Origin of the sequence: Paraburkholderia sp. BR10882 (assembly GCF_040948855.1) — a bacterium.
Taxonomy (GTDB): Bacteria; Pseudomonadota; Gammaproteobacteria; order Burkholderiales; family Burkholderiaceae; genus Paraburkholderia; species Paraburkholderia nodosa_A.
The window spans coordinates 22,109-37,321 of sequence record NZ_JBFPKP010000030.1 but is presented as its reverse complement, the minus strand read 5'-3'; the positions used below and the strand labels follow the sequence as shown (position 1 = coordinate 37,321).

General features: G+C 63.9%; 15 protein-coding genes and 5 pseudogenes. 12 read left to right on the top strand and 8 right to left on the bottom strand.

Features of this window, described 5'->3' with window-relative positions:
• Positions 1–135 precede the first annotated feature (135 nt).
• Positions 136–351, top strand: a pseudogene (locus AB3X99_RS37975) (IS5/IS1182 family transposase); the annotation flags it as partial.
• A gap of 10 nt (positions 352–361) precedes the next feature.
• On the opposite strand, the gene AB3X99_RS37970 reads toward AB3X99_RS37975, so the two are convergent.
• Together AB3X99_RS37970 and AB3X99_RS37965 are read right to left on the bottom strand one after the other, a co-directional pair.
• Positions 362–667, bottom strand: coding sequence for a DUF4158 domain-containing protein (locus AB3X99_RS37970; RefSeq protein ID WP_368619923.1), 306 nt, complete (start codon positions 665–667; stop codon positions 362–364).
• 160 nt (positions 668–827) lie between these two features.
• Positions 828–965 carry a universal stress protein gene (locus AB3X99_RS37965; RefSeq protein ID WP_368619922.1) on the bottom strand — a complete coding sequence of 46 codons (138 nt, stop codon included), beginning with the start codon at positions 963–965 and terminating at the stop codon, positions 828–830.
• Positions 966–1,207: 242 nt separating this feature from the next.
• Between AB3X99_RS37965 and acs the strand changes: the two genes are divergently transcribed.
• The 6 genes and pseudogenes from acs (at position 1,208) to AB3X99_RS37935 (ending at position 6,276) form a co-directional block, all read left to right on the top strand.
• Positions 1,208–3,184, top strand: a complete 1,977-nt coding sequence (gene acs / locus AB3X99_RS37960; protein ID WP_368619921.1) for an acetate--CoA ligase — start codon at positions 1,208–1,210, stop codon at positions 3,182–3,184.
• Between the two features lie 16 nt (positions 3,185–3,200).
• Positions 3,201–3,797, top strand: coding sequence for an acetate uptake transporter (locus AB3X99_RS37955; RefSeq protein WP_368619920.1), 597 nt, complete (start codon positions 3,201–3,203; stop codon positions 3,795–3,797).
• 22 nt (positions 3,798–3,819) lie between these two features.
• Complete coding sequence (locus AB3X99_RS37950) at positions 3,820–4,470, top strand: nitroreductase family protein (protein ID WP_368619919.1); 651 nt, start codon at positions 3,820–3,822, stop codon at positions 4,468–4,470.
• 51 nt (positions 4,471–4,521) lie between these two features.
• A pseudogene (locus AB3X99_RS37945) lies at positions 4,522–4,961 on the top strand (hypothetical protein).
• Positions 4,962–5,191: 230 nt separating this feature from the next.
• Complete coding sequence (locus tag AB3X99_RS37940) at positions 5,192–5,989, top strand: sigma-70 family RNA polymerase sigma factor (protein WP_368619948.1); 798 nt, start codon at positions 5,192–5,194, stop codon at positions 5,987–5,989.
• Complete coding sequence (locus tag AB3X99_RS37935; RefSeq protein ID WP_368619918.1) at positions 5,914–6,276, top strand: sigma factor-like helix-turn-helix DNA-binding protein; 363 nt, start codon at positions 5,914–5,916, stop codon at positions 6,274–6,276. Before AB3X99_RS37940 ends, AB3X99_RS37935 begins: the two co-directional genes overlap by 76 nt.
• 134 nt (positions 6,277–6,410) lie before the next feature.
• Here the strand turns inward: AB3X99_RS37935 and ftsH are convergent.
• The 4 genes and pseudogenes from ftsH to AB3X99_RS37915 all read right to left on the bottom strand — a co-directional run.
• Positions 6,411–8,136 (bottom strand): annotated as a pseudogene (gene ftsH / locus AB3X99_RS37930) (ATP-dependent zinc metalloprotease FtsH); the annotation flags it as partial.
• Positions 8,137–8,171: 35 nt separating this feature from the next.
• Positions 8,172–8,630 (bottom strand): universal stress protein, encoded by a 459-nt coding sequence (locus tag AB3X99_RS37925; RefSeq protein WP_368619917.1) that lies wholly within the window; start codon positions 8,628–8,630, stop codon positions 8,172–8,174.
• A 109-nt stretch (positions 8,631–8,739) separates the two neighbouring features.
• Positions 8,740–9,016 (bottom strand): annotated as a pseudogene (locus tag AB3X99_RS37920) (TolC family protein); the annotation flags it as partial.
• A 76-nt stretch (positions 9,017–9,092) separates the two neighbouring features.
• Positions 9,093–9,203, bottom strand: a pseudogene (locus AB3X99_RS37915) (1-phosphofructokinase family hexose kinase); the annotation flags it as partial.
• Positions 9,204–9,363: 160 nt separating this feature from the next.
• Between AB3X99_RS37915 and AB3X99_RS37910 the strand changes: the two are divergent.
• Positions 9,364–9,591: a hypothetical protein gene (locus tag AB3X99_RS37910; protein ID WP_368619916.1), complete on the top strand. Its 228-nt coding sequence runs from the start codon at positions 9,364–9,366 to the stop codon at positions 9,589–9,591.
• 55 nt (positions 9,592–9,646) lie between these two features.
• On the opposite strand, the gene AB3X99_RS37905 is transcribed toward AB3X99_RS37910, so the two are convergent.
• A complete protein-coding gene (locus AB3X99_RS37905; protein ID WP_368619947.1) occupies positions 9,647–10,393 on the bottom strand; it encodes a beta-ketoacyl-ACP reductase in 747 nt (248 codons plus the stop codon).
• Between the two features lie 234 nt (positions 10,394–10,627).
• Here AB3X99_RS37905 and AB3X99_RS37900 point away from each other — a divergent pair, with 234 nt between their 5' ends.
• The 4 genes from AB3X99_RS37900 (at position 10,628) to AB3X99_RS37885 (ending at position 14,670) form a co-directional block, all read left to right on the top strand.
• Complete coding sequence (locus tag AB3X99_RS37900) at positions 10,628–11,446, top strand: universal stress protein (RefSeq protein WP_368619915.1); 819 nt, start codon at positions 10,628–10,630, stop codon at positions 11,444–11,446.
• Between the two features lie 66 nt (positions 11,447–11,512).
• Positions 11,513–12,319, top strand: coding sequence for a universal stress protein (locus tag AB3X99_RS37895; protein ID WP_368619914.1), 807 nt, complete (start codon positions 11,513–11,515; stop codon positions 12,317–12,319).
• 43 nt (positions 12,320–12,362) lie between these two features.
• Positions 12,363–13,388 carry a nitroreductase gene (locus tag AB3X99_RS37890; RefSeq protein ID WP_368619913.1) on the top strand — a complete coding sequence of 342 codons (1,026 nt, stop codon included), beginning with the start codon at positions 12,363–12,365 and terminating at the stop codon, positions 13,386–13,388.
• A 157-nt stretch (positions 13,389–13,545) separates the two neighbouring features.
• Entirely contained in the window at positions 13,546–14,670 is a 1,125-nt protein-coding gene (locus AB3X99_RS37885; RefSeq protein ID WP_368619912.1) for a PAS domain S-box protein, read from the top strand.
• A gap of 17 nt (positions 14,671–14,687) precedes the next feature.
• Here the strand turns inward: AB3X99_RS37885 and AB3X99_RS37880 are convergent, their stop codons facing one another.
• The gene (locus AB3X99_RS37880) at positions 14,688–15,149 is read right to left on the bottom strand and encodes a hypothetical protein (protein ID WP_368619911.1); all 462 of its coding nucleotides are present in this window, start codon (positions 15,147–15,149) and stop codon (positions 14,688–14,690) included.
• Between the last annotated feature and the right edge of the window lie 64 nt (positions 15,150–15,213).

The window sequence follows — 15,213 nt, the reverse complement described above, 5'->3', positions numbered from 1 at the left end:
CGGGACTGATATGCCGGAAGCTTCAGAACTGGCACTGCATCGATGCAAAATATATAGGAATACGAATCAAAGCCGACCAAACTACGATCATTTCTTTTATGTTAAATTCGCATCGCGATGGTAAATAAAAACTTCTATCGCAAAGGCAAAACGGCTAGCAAATTGCGGTACATGGACCATACGCTGACCGATAACCGGCACGGCCTCGTGGTCAATGCGCGCGTGACACGCGCCGACGGGCATGCCGAGCGCGAAGCCGCCAAGATCATGATCCACGACGCGCGGCAAGCGGCAGAAGATCCGAACGTAGAAACCACGTTGGGTGCAGACAAGGGTTACGGCGCTCAGGAACCTGATGATCCTATTGCGTCTTGTAGCGCTGGTACAGCGTGCGCAACGAGGCGATGGTCGGAATGGGCAAGCTGAGCCGTTCGCCGATGTAGCGCAGCAACTGACGTGGGAGGGTGCCAACATGATCGAGCGTGCGTCCGCTTGCGCGCAGAAACACCAACTGAATGGCAGCGCCAGCACGCCGATCACCCCGGAAACGCTCGTTAAGCGCGGCGATGTCGCTATCGGTCAGCGCGAAGTAGCGTTCGGCATCGAATTCCGACAACCTCGAGGGCAGACGACGCTGCCCCACATAGCGAAACGCCAGTCCCGGCATGGCTTGCCTCCCGTCGGAGGGCGATTCGAAAGCGCGGGCGGCTAGGCTACCGCAGATCGCCGCCAAGCCTGCCAATAGTCGTCTGGATCGCCCGCTGAGCCTTGCCGCTAAAGGCGTCTAGGAGGAAGCGCCAGATTTTGCACGAAGAGGACGATTACCCTCATTTGTGCACGACGTACACGGCATGCACGCGTGCGTGAGCAAGCGCCGCAAGCGCCACGGCTTCCCGTGTGGCGCGCCGGGCGCAATCGCTACCGTCCACGGCCAGCAGAATCTTCCGACAAACAGGCTTTGTCATTTGGCGATCTGCCTGCGCGCTTCATGTCATGACGACCCAGTCAACATACGCACCCATCCTCAATATCGACTGATCTTCATCAATTGGTTGCGCAGACAAAGCGAGGCAATGCCCGCTTTCGCGTACCCCAAATTTTGGTTGATCTGAGTCAATCGTCATCCGACGCCTGGACATGAGACTGAAGCCGCACGAGACGTGACGTTACGTCGTGACTGCAATCGATTTGTGCATGCGAGGAGACTATGACCCATCCCGAAGCAACGCCCACTGACATCGCCCCATCTCAGATCCCGCTGTTAAAGGGCGCCGCCATCGACGGCATGGCCGCCTATCGCGCGCTCGTCGAAGAAGCGCGACGCGACCCCGATTCGTACTGGGCCCGTCTCGCGCGCGAGTACCTGGACTGGAAGCGTGCGTTCACGCGCACGCTCGACGCGTCGAACGCACCATTCTTCAAGTGGTTCGACGACGGACTGATCAACGCCTCGTACAACTGCCTCGACCGCCATCTCGCGAACGGTGGCGGCGAGCGCACCGCGCTGATTTTCGAGGCAGACGACGGCAAGGTCACGACGCTCACGTATGCGCAACTGCACGCGCGCGTATGCCGCGTCGCGAACGCGCTACGTGCTCGCGGCGTACGGCGTGGCGACCGCGTGATGATCTATCTGCCCATGTCGATTGAAGGCGTGGTCGCCATGCAGGCGTGCGCGCGCATCGGTGCGCCGCATTCGGTCGTGTTCGGCGGGTTCTCCGCCAAGTCGCTGCATGAACGCATGGCCGACGTCGGCGCGTGTGTGCTCATCACCGCCGACGAGCAGGTGCGCGGCGGCCGCCATCTGCCGCTCAAGAGCATTGCGGACGAAGCCCTCGCAATGGGCGGTGCCGAAAACGTCCATACCGTGATCGTCTATCGCCGCACAGGCGGCTCGATTCTGTGGAATTCGCTGCGTGACGTCTGGCTCCATGAACTGGAAGAAGCGCAGCCCGCCGAGTGCGAGCCCGAGTGGGTCGACGCGGAGCATCCGCTCTTCATCCTTTACACATCCGGCTCGACGGGCACTCCCAAGGGCGTGCAGCACAGCACGGGCGGGTATCTGCTGTGGGCGGCCCTCACCATGAAGTGGACGTTCGATATCCGGGCGTCCGACGTATTCTGGTGCACGGCCGACATCGGCTGGATCACGGGGCATAGCTACATCTGCTATGGCCCAACGGCCGCCGGCGCGACGCAGGTGATTTTCGAGGGCATACCGACCTGGCCGGACGCCGGCCGCTTCTGGCAGATGATCGAGCGCCACAAGGTTTCGATCTTCTACACCGCGCCGACTGCCATTCGCTCGCTTATCAAGGCCGCGGACAACGAGCCCGCCGTCCACCCGTCACGGTATGACTTGAGTTCGTTGCGCCTGCTCGGCACCGTGGGCGAGCCGATCAACCCTGAGGCCTGGCGCTGGTTCGCGGCGCAGGTGGGCGGCGGCCACTGCCCCGTTCTCGACACGTTCTGGCAAACCGAAACGGGCGGTCACATGATCGCACCACTTCCGGGCGTCACGCCGCTCGTCGCCGGTTCATGCACGCTGCCGCTACCGGGCATCGAAGCGGCCATCGTCGACGAGTCCGGGCATGACGTGCCGAACGGCAATGGCGGCCTGCTCGTCATCAAGCGGCCCTGGCCCTCCATGCTGCGCACGATCTGGGGCAACCCCGCGCGCTATCGCGCCGGTTACTTCCCGGAAGAACTCGGCGGCAAGCTCTATCTCGCCGGCGACGGCGCGATTCGCGACGCGCAAACCGGTTATTTCACGATCACGGGCCGCGTGGACGATGTGCTCAATGTCTCCGGCCACCGCATGGGCACGATGGAAATCGAATCCGCGCTCGCTGCTCACCCGCAGGTTGCCGAAGCTGCCGTGGTTGGCCGTCCCGACGCAACCACGGGCGAGGCGATTGTTGCCTTCGTTGTGCTCAAAGGCGAACGCCCCATCGGCGAAGAGGCTAAACACATTGCCGAAGCACTGCGCACGTGGATCGGTCACGAAATCGGCCCGATCGCCAAGCCGCGGGAAATCCGCTTCGGCGACGCCATGCCGAAGACGCGTTCCGGCAAGGTCGTGCGCCGCCTGCTGCGCTCGGTCGCAAAGGGCGAGGAGATCACGCAGGATACCTCGACTGTCGAAAACCCCGGCGTCATCACACAGTTCAGCAAGGCTGCTTGATCAGGAGACGTTCATCATGAAAACTTCCGCACCCAACCCCGCATCGCTCGGCCTTGCCGGATTCGCCCTCACCACGTGGCTGCTCAGCATGATCAACGCCGGATGGTTCGGCGGCGACGCGCTAGGGCTCGTGCTCGCCTGCGCCCTGGCGTTCGGCGGCAGCGCGCAGGCGATAGCCGGACTCATCGAAATTCCGCGTGGCAACACGTTCGGTGCCACGGCATTCATCGCTTATGGCGCCTTCTGGTGGTCGCTGGCGCTCTATCTCATGTATCTGCACGAGCATGTCGTGCCCGCTTTCGTCGGCTGGTATCTGCTGCTCTGGGGCGTTTTCACGTTTTACATGTGGATCGCCACCTGGCGCGCCTCGCGGGCCCTGCAACTCTTGTTCGTCGCTCTGTGGATCACATTCTTCCTGCTGGCTGCGAGCGAATGGACCGGATCGGCTCTGATCCACCACGCGGGCGGCTACGCCGGGCTGTTCACAGCGCTCGTCGCGTTCTATCTCTCGGCGGCGGAAATCATCAACGAAACCCACGGCCGCAGCGTGCTGCCAACGGGCGCGCCGGCCAGCGCGAATGCCGACAATCTTGCCGGTGCCCGCACCGCCTGACCTTGAGTGTCTGGAGAACATCATGACAGAGCTCCAACGTATCGACTACGAACCGGCAACGTTGCTGCCGCTCGCCCCGGCGAGCGCCGAGTCGGCCGAATCCATCGCCCTGCCGCGCGCGCGCTCCGACGCGGGCGCGCCGCTGATGACGGCTCTCGCGCGTCGCAAGAGCACACGCACCTATGCGGATACGCCGATCGCGCTCGATACGCTCGGCGAACTGCTCTGGGCTGCCAACGGCGTCAACCGTCCCGAGACCGGCGGCCACACCGCGCCGTCCGCGCATGGCTTTCACGACATCGACATTTACGTCGCGCTTGCCCTCGGCGTGTATCGCTACGAGCCGGCGCTTCACCATCTCGTGCTCAAGCATCGCGCCGATGCACGCAACATGACCGGCTACCAGGACTTCGTGAGTAAGGCGCCGCTCGACCTCGTGTACGTGCTGCGCGGATCGCAAGTGCTCGATACACCGCCGCAACAGCGCGAGCTCTTTGCTGCCATTGCCGCCGGGGCGATTTGCCAGAACGTTTCGCTCTACTGTGCATCCGAAGGACTCGCTACCGTCGTGCGAGGCTGGATCAACCGCAGGCTGCTCGCCGACGCGCTGCGCCTGAACGAGGACGAGACGCCCCTGCTCGCACAGACAGTCGGCATGCCAGCAGCGCATTGATCCGCCGTCTGGACCAGGAGGTAGCGGCGCAAGCCGGTAAAGGAAGCAACGATGTTCACACGCGTCGATTTGAGCGCCGTGCAAAGCGCTTACCGGCTTTGTTACGTCCGCAAGCCATGGGCGTGGTTCACGCGCATCCCACTCGATCACCAATGGGGCGAGCACTGGGAACGCGCGCCGTATATGCGCGAGTCCGGCTTGCCCTACTCCGATGAACCCGACCAGATTCTCAAGGTCGGATTCGACGGTCCGCTCCTCGGCCCTGAAGAGGGGAAGCACGGCCATCCGTACAGCGTGCAGGAGATCAATTCGAAGCTGGCGTCGTGGCTACGACCGAGAGCCACCTTGGCGGCCCCACCATTCACATCATGGTCGGATTGACGCTGCAGCGGTTCACGGAGTTAGTCGAGCTATCAGGGGGAATGGTCTACGCGCCGCTTGGCTGCGGCGAACTGCCCACGCTCCAGTTCGTCTCCAGCGCCGGGCGTTGAACGACTGGCGACGCAAAAAAACCCTTGCGTGACCAGTTGAATCGCAGGCGTTCGCCCCAAGATCGCCATCGTAAGGCGGTCCGTAGCGAATGGTATTCGTGCAATGAAGCGCGCCGGAATGCGCGGGCAGCCGGTGGTCGCGTTTCCACCATGCGGATGGACCCGCCAGCGCCATGAAGACGAAACGCCATCAGTCACCACCCCGCGCCCGCAAGGGGCGGGGCGAGCCTATGCTCGAAATCGATGCGGGCCCGCAGGATGTTCGCCTGCCCGACGACACGCTCGGCCTCTTCCGCGCGCGAATGACGGCGGTGCCGCTATTGTCGCGAGAACAGGAAATCGACCTCGCGTGTGAAATCGAATCAAGCCGCCAGGATCTGCTGCACGTTCTCGAGTCCTGCCCTGAGGCTATCGGCGTTCTCGCAACCGGCGAGCGCGCAGAGGCAGCGGCGCTGCAGGAGATCCATGAATGGCCCGCGGGCGCCATCGAGGCAGCCTGCGATGCGTTCGTCGCGCACGTCGGCAAGGCAACGGTGGACGTCAAAGCGAGCGAACGCCTTTGCGAAACGAGCGCAGACTTGCGCCGGCTACAGTCGGCAACGTGCAAGATGTTCGAGGCCAATATGCGGCTCGTGTATTGCATCGCGCGCCGCTACGAGAATCGCGGCACGGACCTTGCCGATCTCGTTCAGGAAGGCAGTCTCGGCTTGATGCGCGCAATCGAGAAGTTCGAGTACCGGCGCGGTTGCAAATTCTCCACTTATTCGACGTGGTGGATCCGTCAGGCCGTGGCGCGCGCCGTGGCCGAGCGCTCGCGCACGATCCGCCTGCCCGTCCACGTGAGCGACGAGTTCGTGCGCGTCTGGCGTACGCGCGAGCGTATCCGCGAACAGACAGGGCGCGATGCCTGCCCAGAAGAAGTGGCTACCACCCTCGTATGGCCGAGCCTAAGGTGCGCAGCCTGCTGGCGCTTCCCGTCGAGCCAGCGTCGCTGGATATCGTACTGCCGGATGGGGAAACCGGACTGATCGATCTCATTCCCGACAACGCACCGACGCTGATGGACGCACTCGCACGCGCGCGTATGTGTGAGTTCGTGAAGACGCTCATCGAAGCGATGCCTCCCGCTGAGGCAAACATCGTACGTCTGCGTTTTGGCATCGGCGATGGCGAGCCGCAAACGTACGAGGAAATCGCCCAAAGCACAGGCATCTCGCGCGAGCAGGTGCGACGTATTGAAAAGCGGGCGCTAGACGCATTGCGCGCGTCAGAGCGCATGCGCGCCGCGCACGACTATCTCGAAGCCGAACACTGACTCGGATGCGCTTCTTGTGACGGGTTCGCAGCGAGTTCGGTCGCGGCCGATGTGCTGCTGGGTTCAAGCTGCAATTGCGCTGTCGCCGCGGATTGTACGACCGTCCCCCACGTGTCTGCAGACTCGGAGTCCGCGATCAGCGCAAGCAGTTCGTCGTGCTCGATCACTTCCCGCTCGAGCAGGCGCTTCGCGATCCGGTCGAGCGCGGCGCGCTGGTCGGCTAGCGTGCGCGTCACGCGCTCATGGGATTGCGCCAGCAGCCTACGCACTTCATCGTCGATGAGCTGAGCCGTGCGCGCGCCCGGGTGCGGCCCTTCGGCTGCCAGCCGTGATGGCGGCATCGAGCCGTCGTCGGCGCAGTTGACGAGGCCGACGCGTTCACTCTTGCCATAGCGGGCCACCATGTGCCACGCCATCGTCGTTGCCCGTTCCAGGTCGTTTTCCGCGCCGGTGGAAACGTCACCGAACACGAGTTCCTCCGACACCCTGCCGCCGATCTAACAGTTCGCTGCGCCTGAGCACATAGCGGTCCTCGGTGGGCACCTGCTGCGTGTAGCCGAGCGCCGCCACCCCACGCGGGATCATCGAGACCTTCTTCACCGGGTCGCAATGGGCGCGGCTCTGGGCGACGAGGGCGTGGCCTGCCTCGTGGTACGCAATGGTCACTTTCTCATGCGCGTTCATGACGCGGCTCTTGCGCTCGGAGCCCGCTAGCGCACGGTCGATGGCTTCCTCAAAGTCAGCCATGTTCGCACGATCCGCTTCCGCAGCGTGGAGCGCCGCTTCGTTCACGATGTTGGCGAGATCGGCGCCGACGCAACCGGTGTGCGCGCGGCGAGTTCGTCGAGATCGACGTCGGGCGCCAGTGGCACGCCGCGAGCATGGACCGAAAGAATCTGTCGCCGACCGTTCAGATCAGGCCGATCGATGGCGATATGGCGGTCGAACCACCCCGGCCGCAGCAGCGCGGGATCGAGTGTCTCGGGCCGGTCGGTCGCGGCAAGCAGCATGACGCCCGCATTGGGCTGGAAGCCGTCCATCTCCACGAGCAGTTGATTGAGCGTCTGTTCGCGCTCGTCGTTGCCCGAAACCGGATTCGCACCGCGCACCTTGCCGAGCGCGTCGAGTTCGTCGATGAAGACGATGCACGGCGCCTGCTGCTGCGCCTGCTCGAACAGATCGCGCACGCGCGCCGCGCCCACGCCCACGAACATTTCCACGAACGACGAACCGCTGATCGAAAAGAACGGCACTCCGGCCTCGCCCGCGAGCGCCTTGGCAAGCAAGGTCTTGCCCGTTCCCGGCGCCGACGATCAGGAGGCCTTTTGGAATCTTTCCACCTAGGCGGCGATAACGTTCCGGGTGACAAAGGAACGAGACGATCTGCTGAAGTTCCTTCTTGGCTTCGTCGATACCCGCAATGTCGTTGAAGGTCGCGCCAGTTGCCTGCTGCACGTAAATCCGCGCGCGGCTTCTACCGATTCCCATGAAATCCCACGCGCCGCCGCGCCGCATGAGAAATTGCCATGCGAAGACACAGACCACCAGCGGTGCAATCCAGGCGAGCAGCAGGTCACTCCAGTTGCTGTCGAGCGCGCCGCGAAAACGCACGCCCGAGGCAACGAGAAGCGCGGGCAGCGACTCGTCGGCAACGCGTATCGTCGTGAACGGCCAGGGAGGCTTGTCGGCGGTGAAGGCCGCGGCGTCGGAGGCGGGAAGGCTCGCCTTCGCGTGCTCCGAGCGCAACTCGCCGCTAATGCGCGTGGGGGTGACCACGAGGTTGTCGATCTCGTGCGCGGCGAGCAGCACCAATACGCCGAGGAATATTGCGATGCTGGCAATGTCCGACTTCTTCTCCATGCGCCGTTCGCTTCACGTTGGCTATACGTCGCGCGTCATTCGCCCGTACCCCGAACCAGGAGCACCGGGCATGGCGCCACGCGCACGAACTGCTCCGCCACGCTGCCGAGCAATGCGCGTTTGAAACCGCGCCTGCCATGCGTGCCGAGCACCACCAACTGCGCGCCGTGGCTCGACGCGCAGCGCTGCAGGCATTGCGCCACGGTGTCGTTGATGTCCCGCACTTCGATCAACTCCGTCTCGCAGCGCACTCCAGCCGCAACCGCTTCGGCGCCGGCCTCGTCGAGCTGCTGGATGGCGGCCTCGCGGTACGTTTCCATGATGTCAGCCGGCACGTAGGCCATGCCCATGCCAATGCCGATGGGCGCCAGGATATCGAGCGCATGCACGATGTGCAGTTGCGCGCCGGCCAGGGCCGCGAGCTTTAGCGCCTCGGCGAGCGCCAGTCCGGAGGTTCCGCTGCCGTCGTAGGCGACCAGGATCTTTTCGTACATACGGATCTCCTTTTGAGCCAATGCCCTGCGGATCTGCCTCTATCTTCGAATCGATCAGCGCTATGCGCTTGATTTGCATCAACTAACGCGGGCGCGGCGTGCGTCACCGTCAGTTCGCGGCCGCAGTGCCCTGGCCGCTGGCTGGCTCGTCGTGCCAGCCGCCGCCCAACGCCGCATACAGCGCCACGGTGTCCTCCAAACGCTGTGCGGCCGCTTCGAGCGATGCGATCTGCGCCTGATGCAATTGGCCGTCGGCGACCAGAATCTGCAGATAGTCCACCGTCCCGGCGCGATGGTCGGCTCGCAGCAGGCGTAGCGCCTCCTGCACCGCAGTGAGCGCGCGACTGCGCGTCGAGTGCGCCCGCGTCGTATTCGAGCGCGTAGAGGAGACGAACCGGAATTCGTGGCCCGGCGAGCGCACCGTGACCGAGAAGTTTTCGCGCATCTCGCCGGCAATGCGCAGCCGCCGCCCGGATCGCGGCGCGCGGCGTCGCAACGCAGCTTGTGCGTATCGACAACCCGTTCCACTGCCGTCGAGACGTCGACGGCAGGGTTAAGCGTAAGCGTCACGATTTCGACTACCTTCGCCCCCTTTCGTAGGCATTTGCCTACACGCCAAGAAAAATTCTTACGCCAATTTCAGCGCACGCTCATTGGAACGCGGCCGGCGGCGTCACATACTGAAGACGTACCACTGCACCCGCTTACCCAATCCGATGCAAGGAGCGCTGAGATGTCCACCGTCGAAATCCGCTCGCTGACCGACGCTTCGCTCCTGAGCGCCAGCGTCGCCGAGGATCCCGAAACCCTGCTCGCGCTCGCCGGTACCGCCGGCTTGCTCGTCACCCTCGACGGTCAGATAGGCCGGGAAAAATATCAGAGCGTGGCGGACTCGTTGCATACGTTCCAGCGCTTCGCTGCCGCACTGCGCGACGCCCTTGTCGCAGCCGGCGCGTCCTGAGCGCGGCGAGCACAGCGCGCCGCCTCGCGATTCAGGGAGCGCAGATGGCCCGTGCCTACTCCATGTGCATGCCACCGTTGACGGGAAAATTGGCCCCGGTCACGAATGCGCCATCGTCCGAGCAGAGGTACGCAACCAGCGAAGCCACCTCCTCCGGCCGCCCAAGACGCCCAACGGGAATCTGCGGCAGGATGCGCGTATCCATAATATCCTGCGGCACGGCCTCCACCATCGCAGTGGCAAGGTAGCCCGGCGATACCGTATTCACGGTCACGCCACGTTTCGCAACTTCGAGCGCGAGCGACATCGTAAAACCATGAATGCCGGCCTTTGCGGCCGCATAGTTCGTCTGCCCAAAGGCCCCGCGCGAACCGTTCACGGAACCAATGTTGACGATGCGGCCAAACCGACGTTCGTACATGCCCGGCAAGAATGGCTTCGTGAGATTGAACAGGCTGTCGAGATCCGTGTGCATCACCGCATCCCACTCGGGCTTCGAGAGCTTCATGAAGCTCGCATCGCGCGTGATGCCGGCGTTGTTGACGAGCACATCGACGCCGCCGAACTCCGCAATCACGCTTCGCGCGCACTCCTCACACGAGTCGTAGCTGGCCACGTCGAGTCCGAACGCATGGAAAGTGCGCCCCGCTTCGCGTTCGCCGTGTAGCCATGTCGCCACGTGATCGTTCTGCTCCGAATGGGAAACCACCACAGTCATGCCGGCGTCGTACAGCTTCCGGCTGATGGCGGCGCCGAGCCCCCCCATTCCGCCGCTCACAAAGGCAATCCGGTCCTTGCGCATCATGCTTCTCCTCGCAGATGGGTGATCGGCCGCGGATCGGCGCGATCGAACTGTCGCACCACTATAAAAACGCGCCTTCACCCGCAATTGATATGCATCAATCGGATGCTTTCGCGCCGGGGATCATCGCTATCCGCGAAGGGTTGACTCAAATCAATTGTGACCACTCGCCGGGACCTAGACTCATCCCACGCCACCCTTGTTCGCGGTTTTCTCAATCGTGGAGCGCCGATCATGGAGTACCGCAGCATTCTTGTTCATCTGGACGGCAGCGAGCGCGCAAGCGCCTGCCTCGATCTCGCGTTGCTTGTCGCGAGGCAGCACAGTGCCCATGTCAAGGCACTATTCGCACCAGTCACGACCAACCACGAAAACGCATGGTCAGTCACGTTCGACACGGGGTATCGCGTGCGGACCCGGGAAGCCACGCGGCGCGCGCTGGAGCACCAGTTCCTTAACGGGCTCTCGCAGGCGAACCTCAAAGGCACCTGGCGTACAGCCTCGGGGCATGCCCGGGACGAGTTGCTCGCCCTCGCTCCGTTCGCAGATCTCATCGTGCTGGGCCAGTGCGATCCAAACGATCCGGACGCTTCGCTCAGTAACCGCCTGCAGGTTCAGGTGACGCTGGCAGCGGGACGGCCGGTCCTGTGGGCGCCCTATGTCGGAACGTTTCCAACTGTGGGCGAACGCGTCGTCGTTGCGTGGGACGCAGGCCAGTCCGCCACGCGGGCACTGTACGACGCTCTGCCCTTCATGCGGCTTGCCGGGCATACCACGATCGTCACGCTAAATGCGGAGCGGGAAGGCCGCATACCAGGCGCCGATATCGCCCTCGTCCTCGCGCGCCACGGCATCGACGTGGAAATTACTCACCTGCACACGCCCCCCACGGTGTCGGTTGCCGATGCGCTGCTTTCGCGCGTGAACAAACTGGGCGGCGACCTGCTTGTGATGGGCGCGTACGGTCATGCGCGCTGGAAGGAAATCGTGCTCGGCGGCGTCACGCAAACCATTCTCGGGTCGATGCCTGTCCCGGTGATGATGTCGCATTGAACTCGCATTGACGTATCGTGCGCCTGCGTTGGCTGGCGCACATGCTCAGGTTCAAGGAAAATCGCCATGTGCTACAAGAGCCTGCTCGTCCACCTTGACGACTCGGAACGATGCGCGGTGCGCCTCGCGCTCGCGCTCGATCTGGCAGAACGCTTCGATGCGCATCTGACGGGGCTGTATTGGTCGCATGCGTACCGGGACGCCTCCGCGGGCGTGCCAACACCAGAGGCGCGCCTCGCGCGAACACATGGACGCTTTCTCCTCGCCGCGGAGCGGGCGGGCCGCGTTGTCGAGTGGCGTGCGCCGCAGCCTTGCGATACCGCGATCGCGACGATGCACGCGCGGCATGCCGACGTGCTCGTTCTGGGGCAGCCAGAAGACGACGATTGGGTCGCACAGAGCGCTGGTGGCTTCGTGGCGGATCTGCTGATGACAGCCGGGCGCCCTGCCGTTGTGGTGCCACATTCCGGCGCCTTGACGGAATTCGCGCAGAACATTCTGGTCGCGTGGAACGGCGGCCGCGAAGCAGCGCGCGCCGTCTCCGACGCGCTTCCCTTATTGCAGCGCGCCCAGTCTGTCTCGATCGAAGTGATCACCTCTCACCGTGGCGTGCAGCGCACACGCGCCGAAAACGAAGCTATCGACGCTGCCGCGTGGCTCGATCTGCACGGCGTGCAGGCATCGTTCCACGAAAGCGCACGCGATCCCGCGGTCCTGACCGGAGCGGCGCTGCTCAGCCGCGCCAGTGACCTGCACGCCGACCTGATCGTGGCAGGCGCTTACGCGCACTCGCGTGTCCATGAATCCGTTCTCGGCGGTGTGACGCGCACGCTGCTGCAAGCGATGACGGTTCCGGTCCTCATGTCGCACTGACTCCAACTGGTGCACCGCACCTTTGAAGAGGCGGGAAATCACCATGCTCGACAAGCCCCACGACTCTGCCGCCAGCGCCAGCCCGCTCGACAAGCTCGACGACTACGCGTTGCGTTACGCCGTGCGCCACGCCACGCTCGCCCCGTCGAGCCATAACAGCCAGCCATGGCGCTTCGTGCCCGCCCACGACCGAATCCTGTTGTGCGCCGACCGTCTGCGGGCGCTGCCAGTCGTCGACCCTTTCGATCGGGAGTTGATCATCAGTTGCGGCGCGGCGCTTTTCAATCTGCGCGTTGCGCTCGCGAGCCTCGGCATCGGCTATGCCATCACGCTCTTTCCAACGAGCCTCGATCCCGACCTCCTCGCCGATGTGCGCCTGCTCCGTGAGCGGCCCGTTGGCGCCGATCTGGTTCCGCTAATCAATGCCATTTCGCTCCGGATCACCACACGCCACCCGTTCTCTCCCGCGCCGGTCGCAGCGGTCGTCGAACACGAACTGGTCGAAGCGGCGCGCGCCGAGGGCGTCGAAGTTGCATGCGCAACCGAAGCCGGAAAGCGCGAGGCGATCGCGGAACTCATCGCCGAAGCCGACCGGCGGCAATTCGCCGATCCCAGCTTCCGCCGCGAACTCGCGAAATGGATCCATCCGCGCCGCACCGGCGACGGCATGCCGGCCTATGCGGCCGGACTCCATTCCCTGCTCGACTTCGCAACGCCGCTCGTTGCCTCCGCGATCCGTACATTCGACGTGGGTGGCGGCGTGGCGGCGACCCACCGGGAGCTCGCGGCAGGATCGCCTCTGCTGCTGTGCATCGCGACGAGCGTCGACGATGCGCAGGCGTGGCTTGCCGCGGGCGAGGCGCTCGAAAGGGTACTGCTCGTGCTGACCTTGCACGGACTGTGCGCCTCCTATCTGAACCAGCCCATCGAGGTGGCCGAACTACGCGCGCAGCTGGGTACGCTGCTCGGCATGCCGAAATCCGCTTGCCCGCAGCTCTTGCTGCGCATCGGACACGGCACGCCGGACGCGCCGTCGCCGCGCCGCCCGCTAAGCGATGTCGTAGCATAAGTACTCGTCGCAAGCCAGTCATCAAGATCCTTCGGCCTGCAAGAGATCTGAACGCGGCAAGGAATTTGCCCTACCATGCGGCATATCGGTGCGACATGCCTGGTGCGCCAGGCTGCGTCCGATACCCGCTGACTCGGCAAATCATCCGGAGCGTTTCATGCAAACGGCTGGGCCCACCAACTGGGTCGGACGCAACGACAGCAATATTGCAATCGCAGACCGGTATCGTCTTCTCATTGACGCGGTGCGCGACTACGCCATTTTCATGATCGAACCTGGCGGGCGCGTTTCGAGCTGGAATGCCGGCGCGCAGCGCATCAAAGGCTATTCTTCGGATGAAATCGTCGGTCAGCATTTCTCCGTGTTCTATACGCCGGACGATATCGCCTCAGGCAAGCCCACGTACCTGCTGGAGACTGCCGCGTTGCACGGGCACATCGAAGACGAGGGCTGGCGCGTGCGCAAGGACGGCAGCCGCTTCTGGGCGAACGTTGTCATCACCGCCGTGCGCGACGACCAAGGCGCGCTCGTCGGCTTCGCCAAAATCACACGCGACTTGACCGAGCGGCGCAGGCTCGAAGAACTCGAGCGCGCCAATGCCGCGTCGGCGCTCGTCCAGCAGGCGCGCGAAAACGAGCAAAAGCGCATTGCCCGCGAGTTGCACGACGATCTCGGGCAACGCATCGCTGCACTGAAAATGGCGCTCAGCATCCACGGGGCCGAACTCGAGATTGCATTGCCGACGCAATTGCATGCCGAACTGGAAGCCATCGCGCAAATCGGCGCACAGATCGACGCGCTTGCTGTGGCAGTGCGGCGCATTGCCGCCGATCTGCGTCCCACCATGCTTGACGATCTCGGACTGCAGGCTGCGCTGGAATGGCTGGCAGAGGACTTTCAGAGCCGCTACGGCGTGAGCGTCAAGTGCAGGCTGAAGGTTTCGGAACCTGACCTCGGCGACTTCGCTACGACGGCCCTCTTTCGCGTCATCCAGGAAGCGCTGACCAATGTGGCACGCCATGCTCACGCGCACCGTGTGACGATCGAGCTTGAGAACGACGCGAAACATTGCCGGCTTCGCATCAGCGACGACGGCGTCGGCTTCGACCCGCGCTCGGCGTCGCGTCCCGATGCGTTCGGGCTCATCGGCATGCGCGAGCGCATTTTGCAGCTCGGCGGCTTGCTAACGGTCGAGGGGCGCCCCGGCGCGGGCGTCACGATCTCGGCGGACATTCGTTTGCCGGTGGACATTCATCCGGCGCTCGCGCGCACTAGACGGTAGCAAACATCCACGCCGCATTATCTGACGCTACCCATTTCGCGCACGAATGCGAGCTGTGCCTGCAGGAGCTGCTCTGCGCAACGCGCATAGAGCCAGCCAGGTCCGTTGTCAGTGCTATACATGCCGCGGCACAAGCCCTTGAGCCGTATCGTCGTCGTTCCATCTTCGGCCAGTTGGCGCACCGCCCAGAAGTAGGCGATGCCGAATTCATGCGGCATGCGTGTCTCGATCGTTTCGTCAGTCGCACGTTCGACAGGCGTGGGGGAGTGCCGTTGGACGAAGACTCTGGCGCGAGCCCAGGCTTGCGCGCAGTCGTCGGGCGTTGCGCATTTGATCGCACTCTGCTCGCGTCGCGCTTCCAGTTCGGTTTCGGACCGACGGAAGGCGACGTTTTCGTCGCGGCCGGTAGCGCGGTACGTCGTACACGCCAAAAGCGATGCAATCAACAGCATCAGCCCCAGCGCCGCGCCGAAGGACAACCTGCTCGACATTTCCGCCCCCGCCCGTGTTTCGGCCCGCGACCGCGGCCCACCGATTCCAATG

Excerpts from the sequence above, each read along its gene's own strand:
- AB3X99_RS37910 (WP_368619916.1), top strand. The coding sequence starts at position 9,364 with ATGTCCACCGTCGAAATCCGCTCGCTGACCGACGCTTCGCTCCTGAGC.
- AB3X99_RS37950 (WP_368619919.1), top strand. The coding sequence starts at position 3,820 with ATGACAGAGCTCCAACGTATCGACTACGAACCGGCAACGTTGCTGCCG.
- AB3X99_RS37940 (WP_368619948.1), top strand. The coding sequence starts at position 5,192 with ATGCTCGAAATCGATGCGGGCCCGCAGGATGTTCGCCTGCCCGACGAC.
- AB3X99_RS37955 (WP_368619920.1), top strand. The coding sequence starts at position 3,201 with ATGAAAACTTCCGCACCCAACCCCGCATCGCTCGGCCTTGCCGGATTC.
- AB3X99_RS37885 (WP_368619912.1), top strand. The coding sequence starts at position 13,546 with ATGCAAACGGCTGGGCCCACCAACTGGGTCGGACGCAACGACAGCAAT.
- acs (WP_368619921.1), top strand. The coding sequence starts at position 1,208 with ATGACCCATCCCGAAGCAACGCCCACTGACATCGCCCCATCTCAGATC.
- AB3X99_RS37970 (WP_368619923.1), bottom strand. The coding sequence starts at position 667 with ATGCCGGGACTGGCGTTTCGCTATGTGGGGCAGCGTCGTCTGCCCTCG.
- AB3X99_RS37895 (WP_368619914.1), top strand. The coding sequence starts at position 11,513 with ATGTGCTACAAGAGCCTGCTCGTCCACCTTGACGACTCGGAACGATGC.
- AB3X99_RS37890 (WP_368619913.1), top strand. The coding sequence starts at position 12,363 with ATGCTCGACAAGCCCCACGACTCTGCCGCCAGCGCCAGCCCGCTCGAC.
- AB3X99_RS37925 (WP_368619917.1), bottom strand. The coding sequence starts at position 8,630 with ATGTACGAAAAGATCCTGGTCGCCTACGACGGCAGCGGAACCTCCGGA.
- AB3X99_RS37905 (WP_368619947.1), bottom strand. The coding sequence starts at position 10,393 with ATGCGCAAGGACCGGATTGCCTTTGTGAGCGGCGGAATGGGGGGGCTC.
- AB3X99_RS37965 (WP_368619922.1), bottom strand. The coding sequence starts at position 965 with ATGACAAAGCCTGTTTGTCGGAAGATTCTGCTGGCCGTGGACGGTAGC.
- AB3X99_RS37900 (WP_368619915.1), top strand. The coding sequence starts at position 10,628 with ATGGAGTACCGCAGCATTCTTGTTCATCTGGACGGCAGCGAGCGCGCA.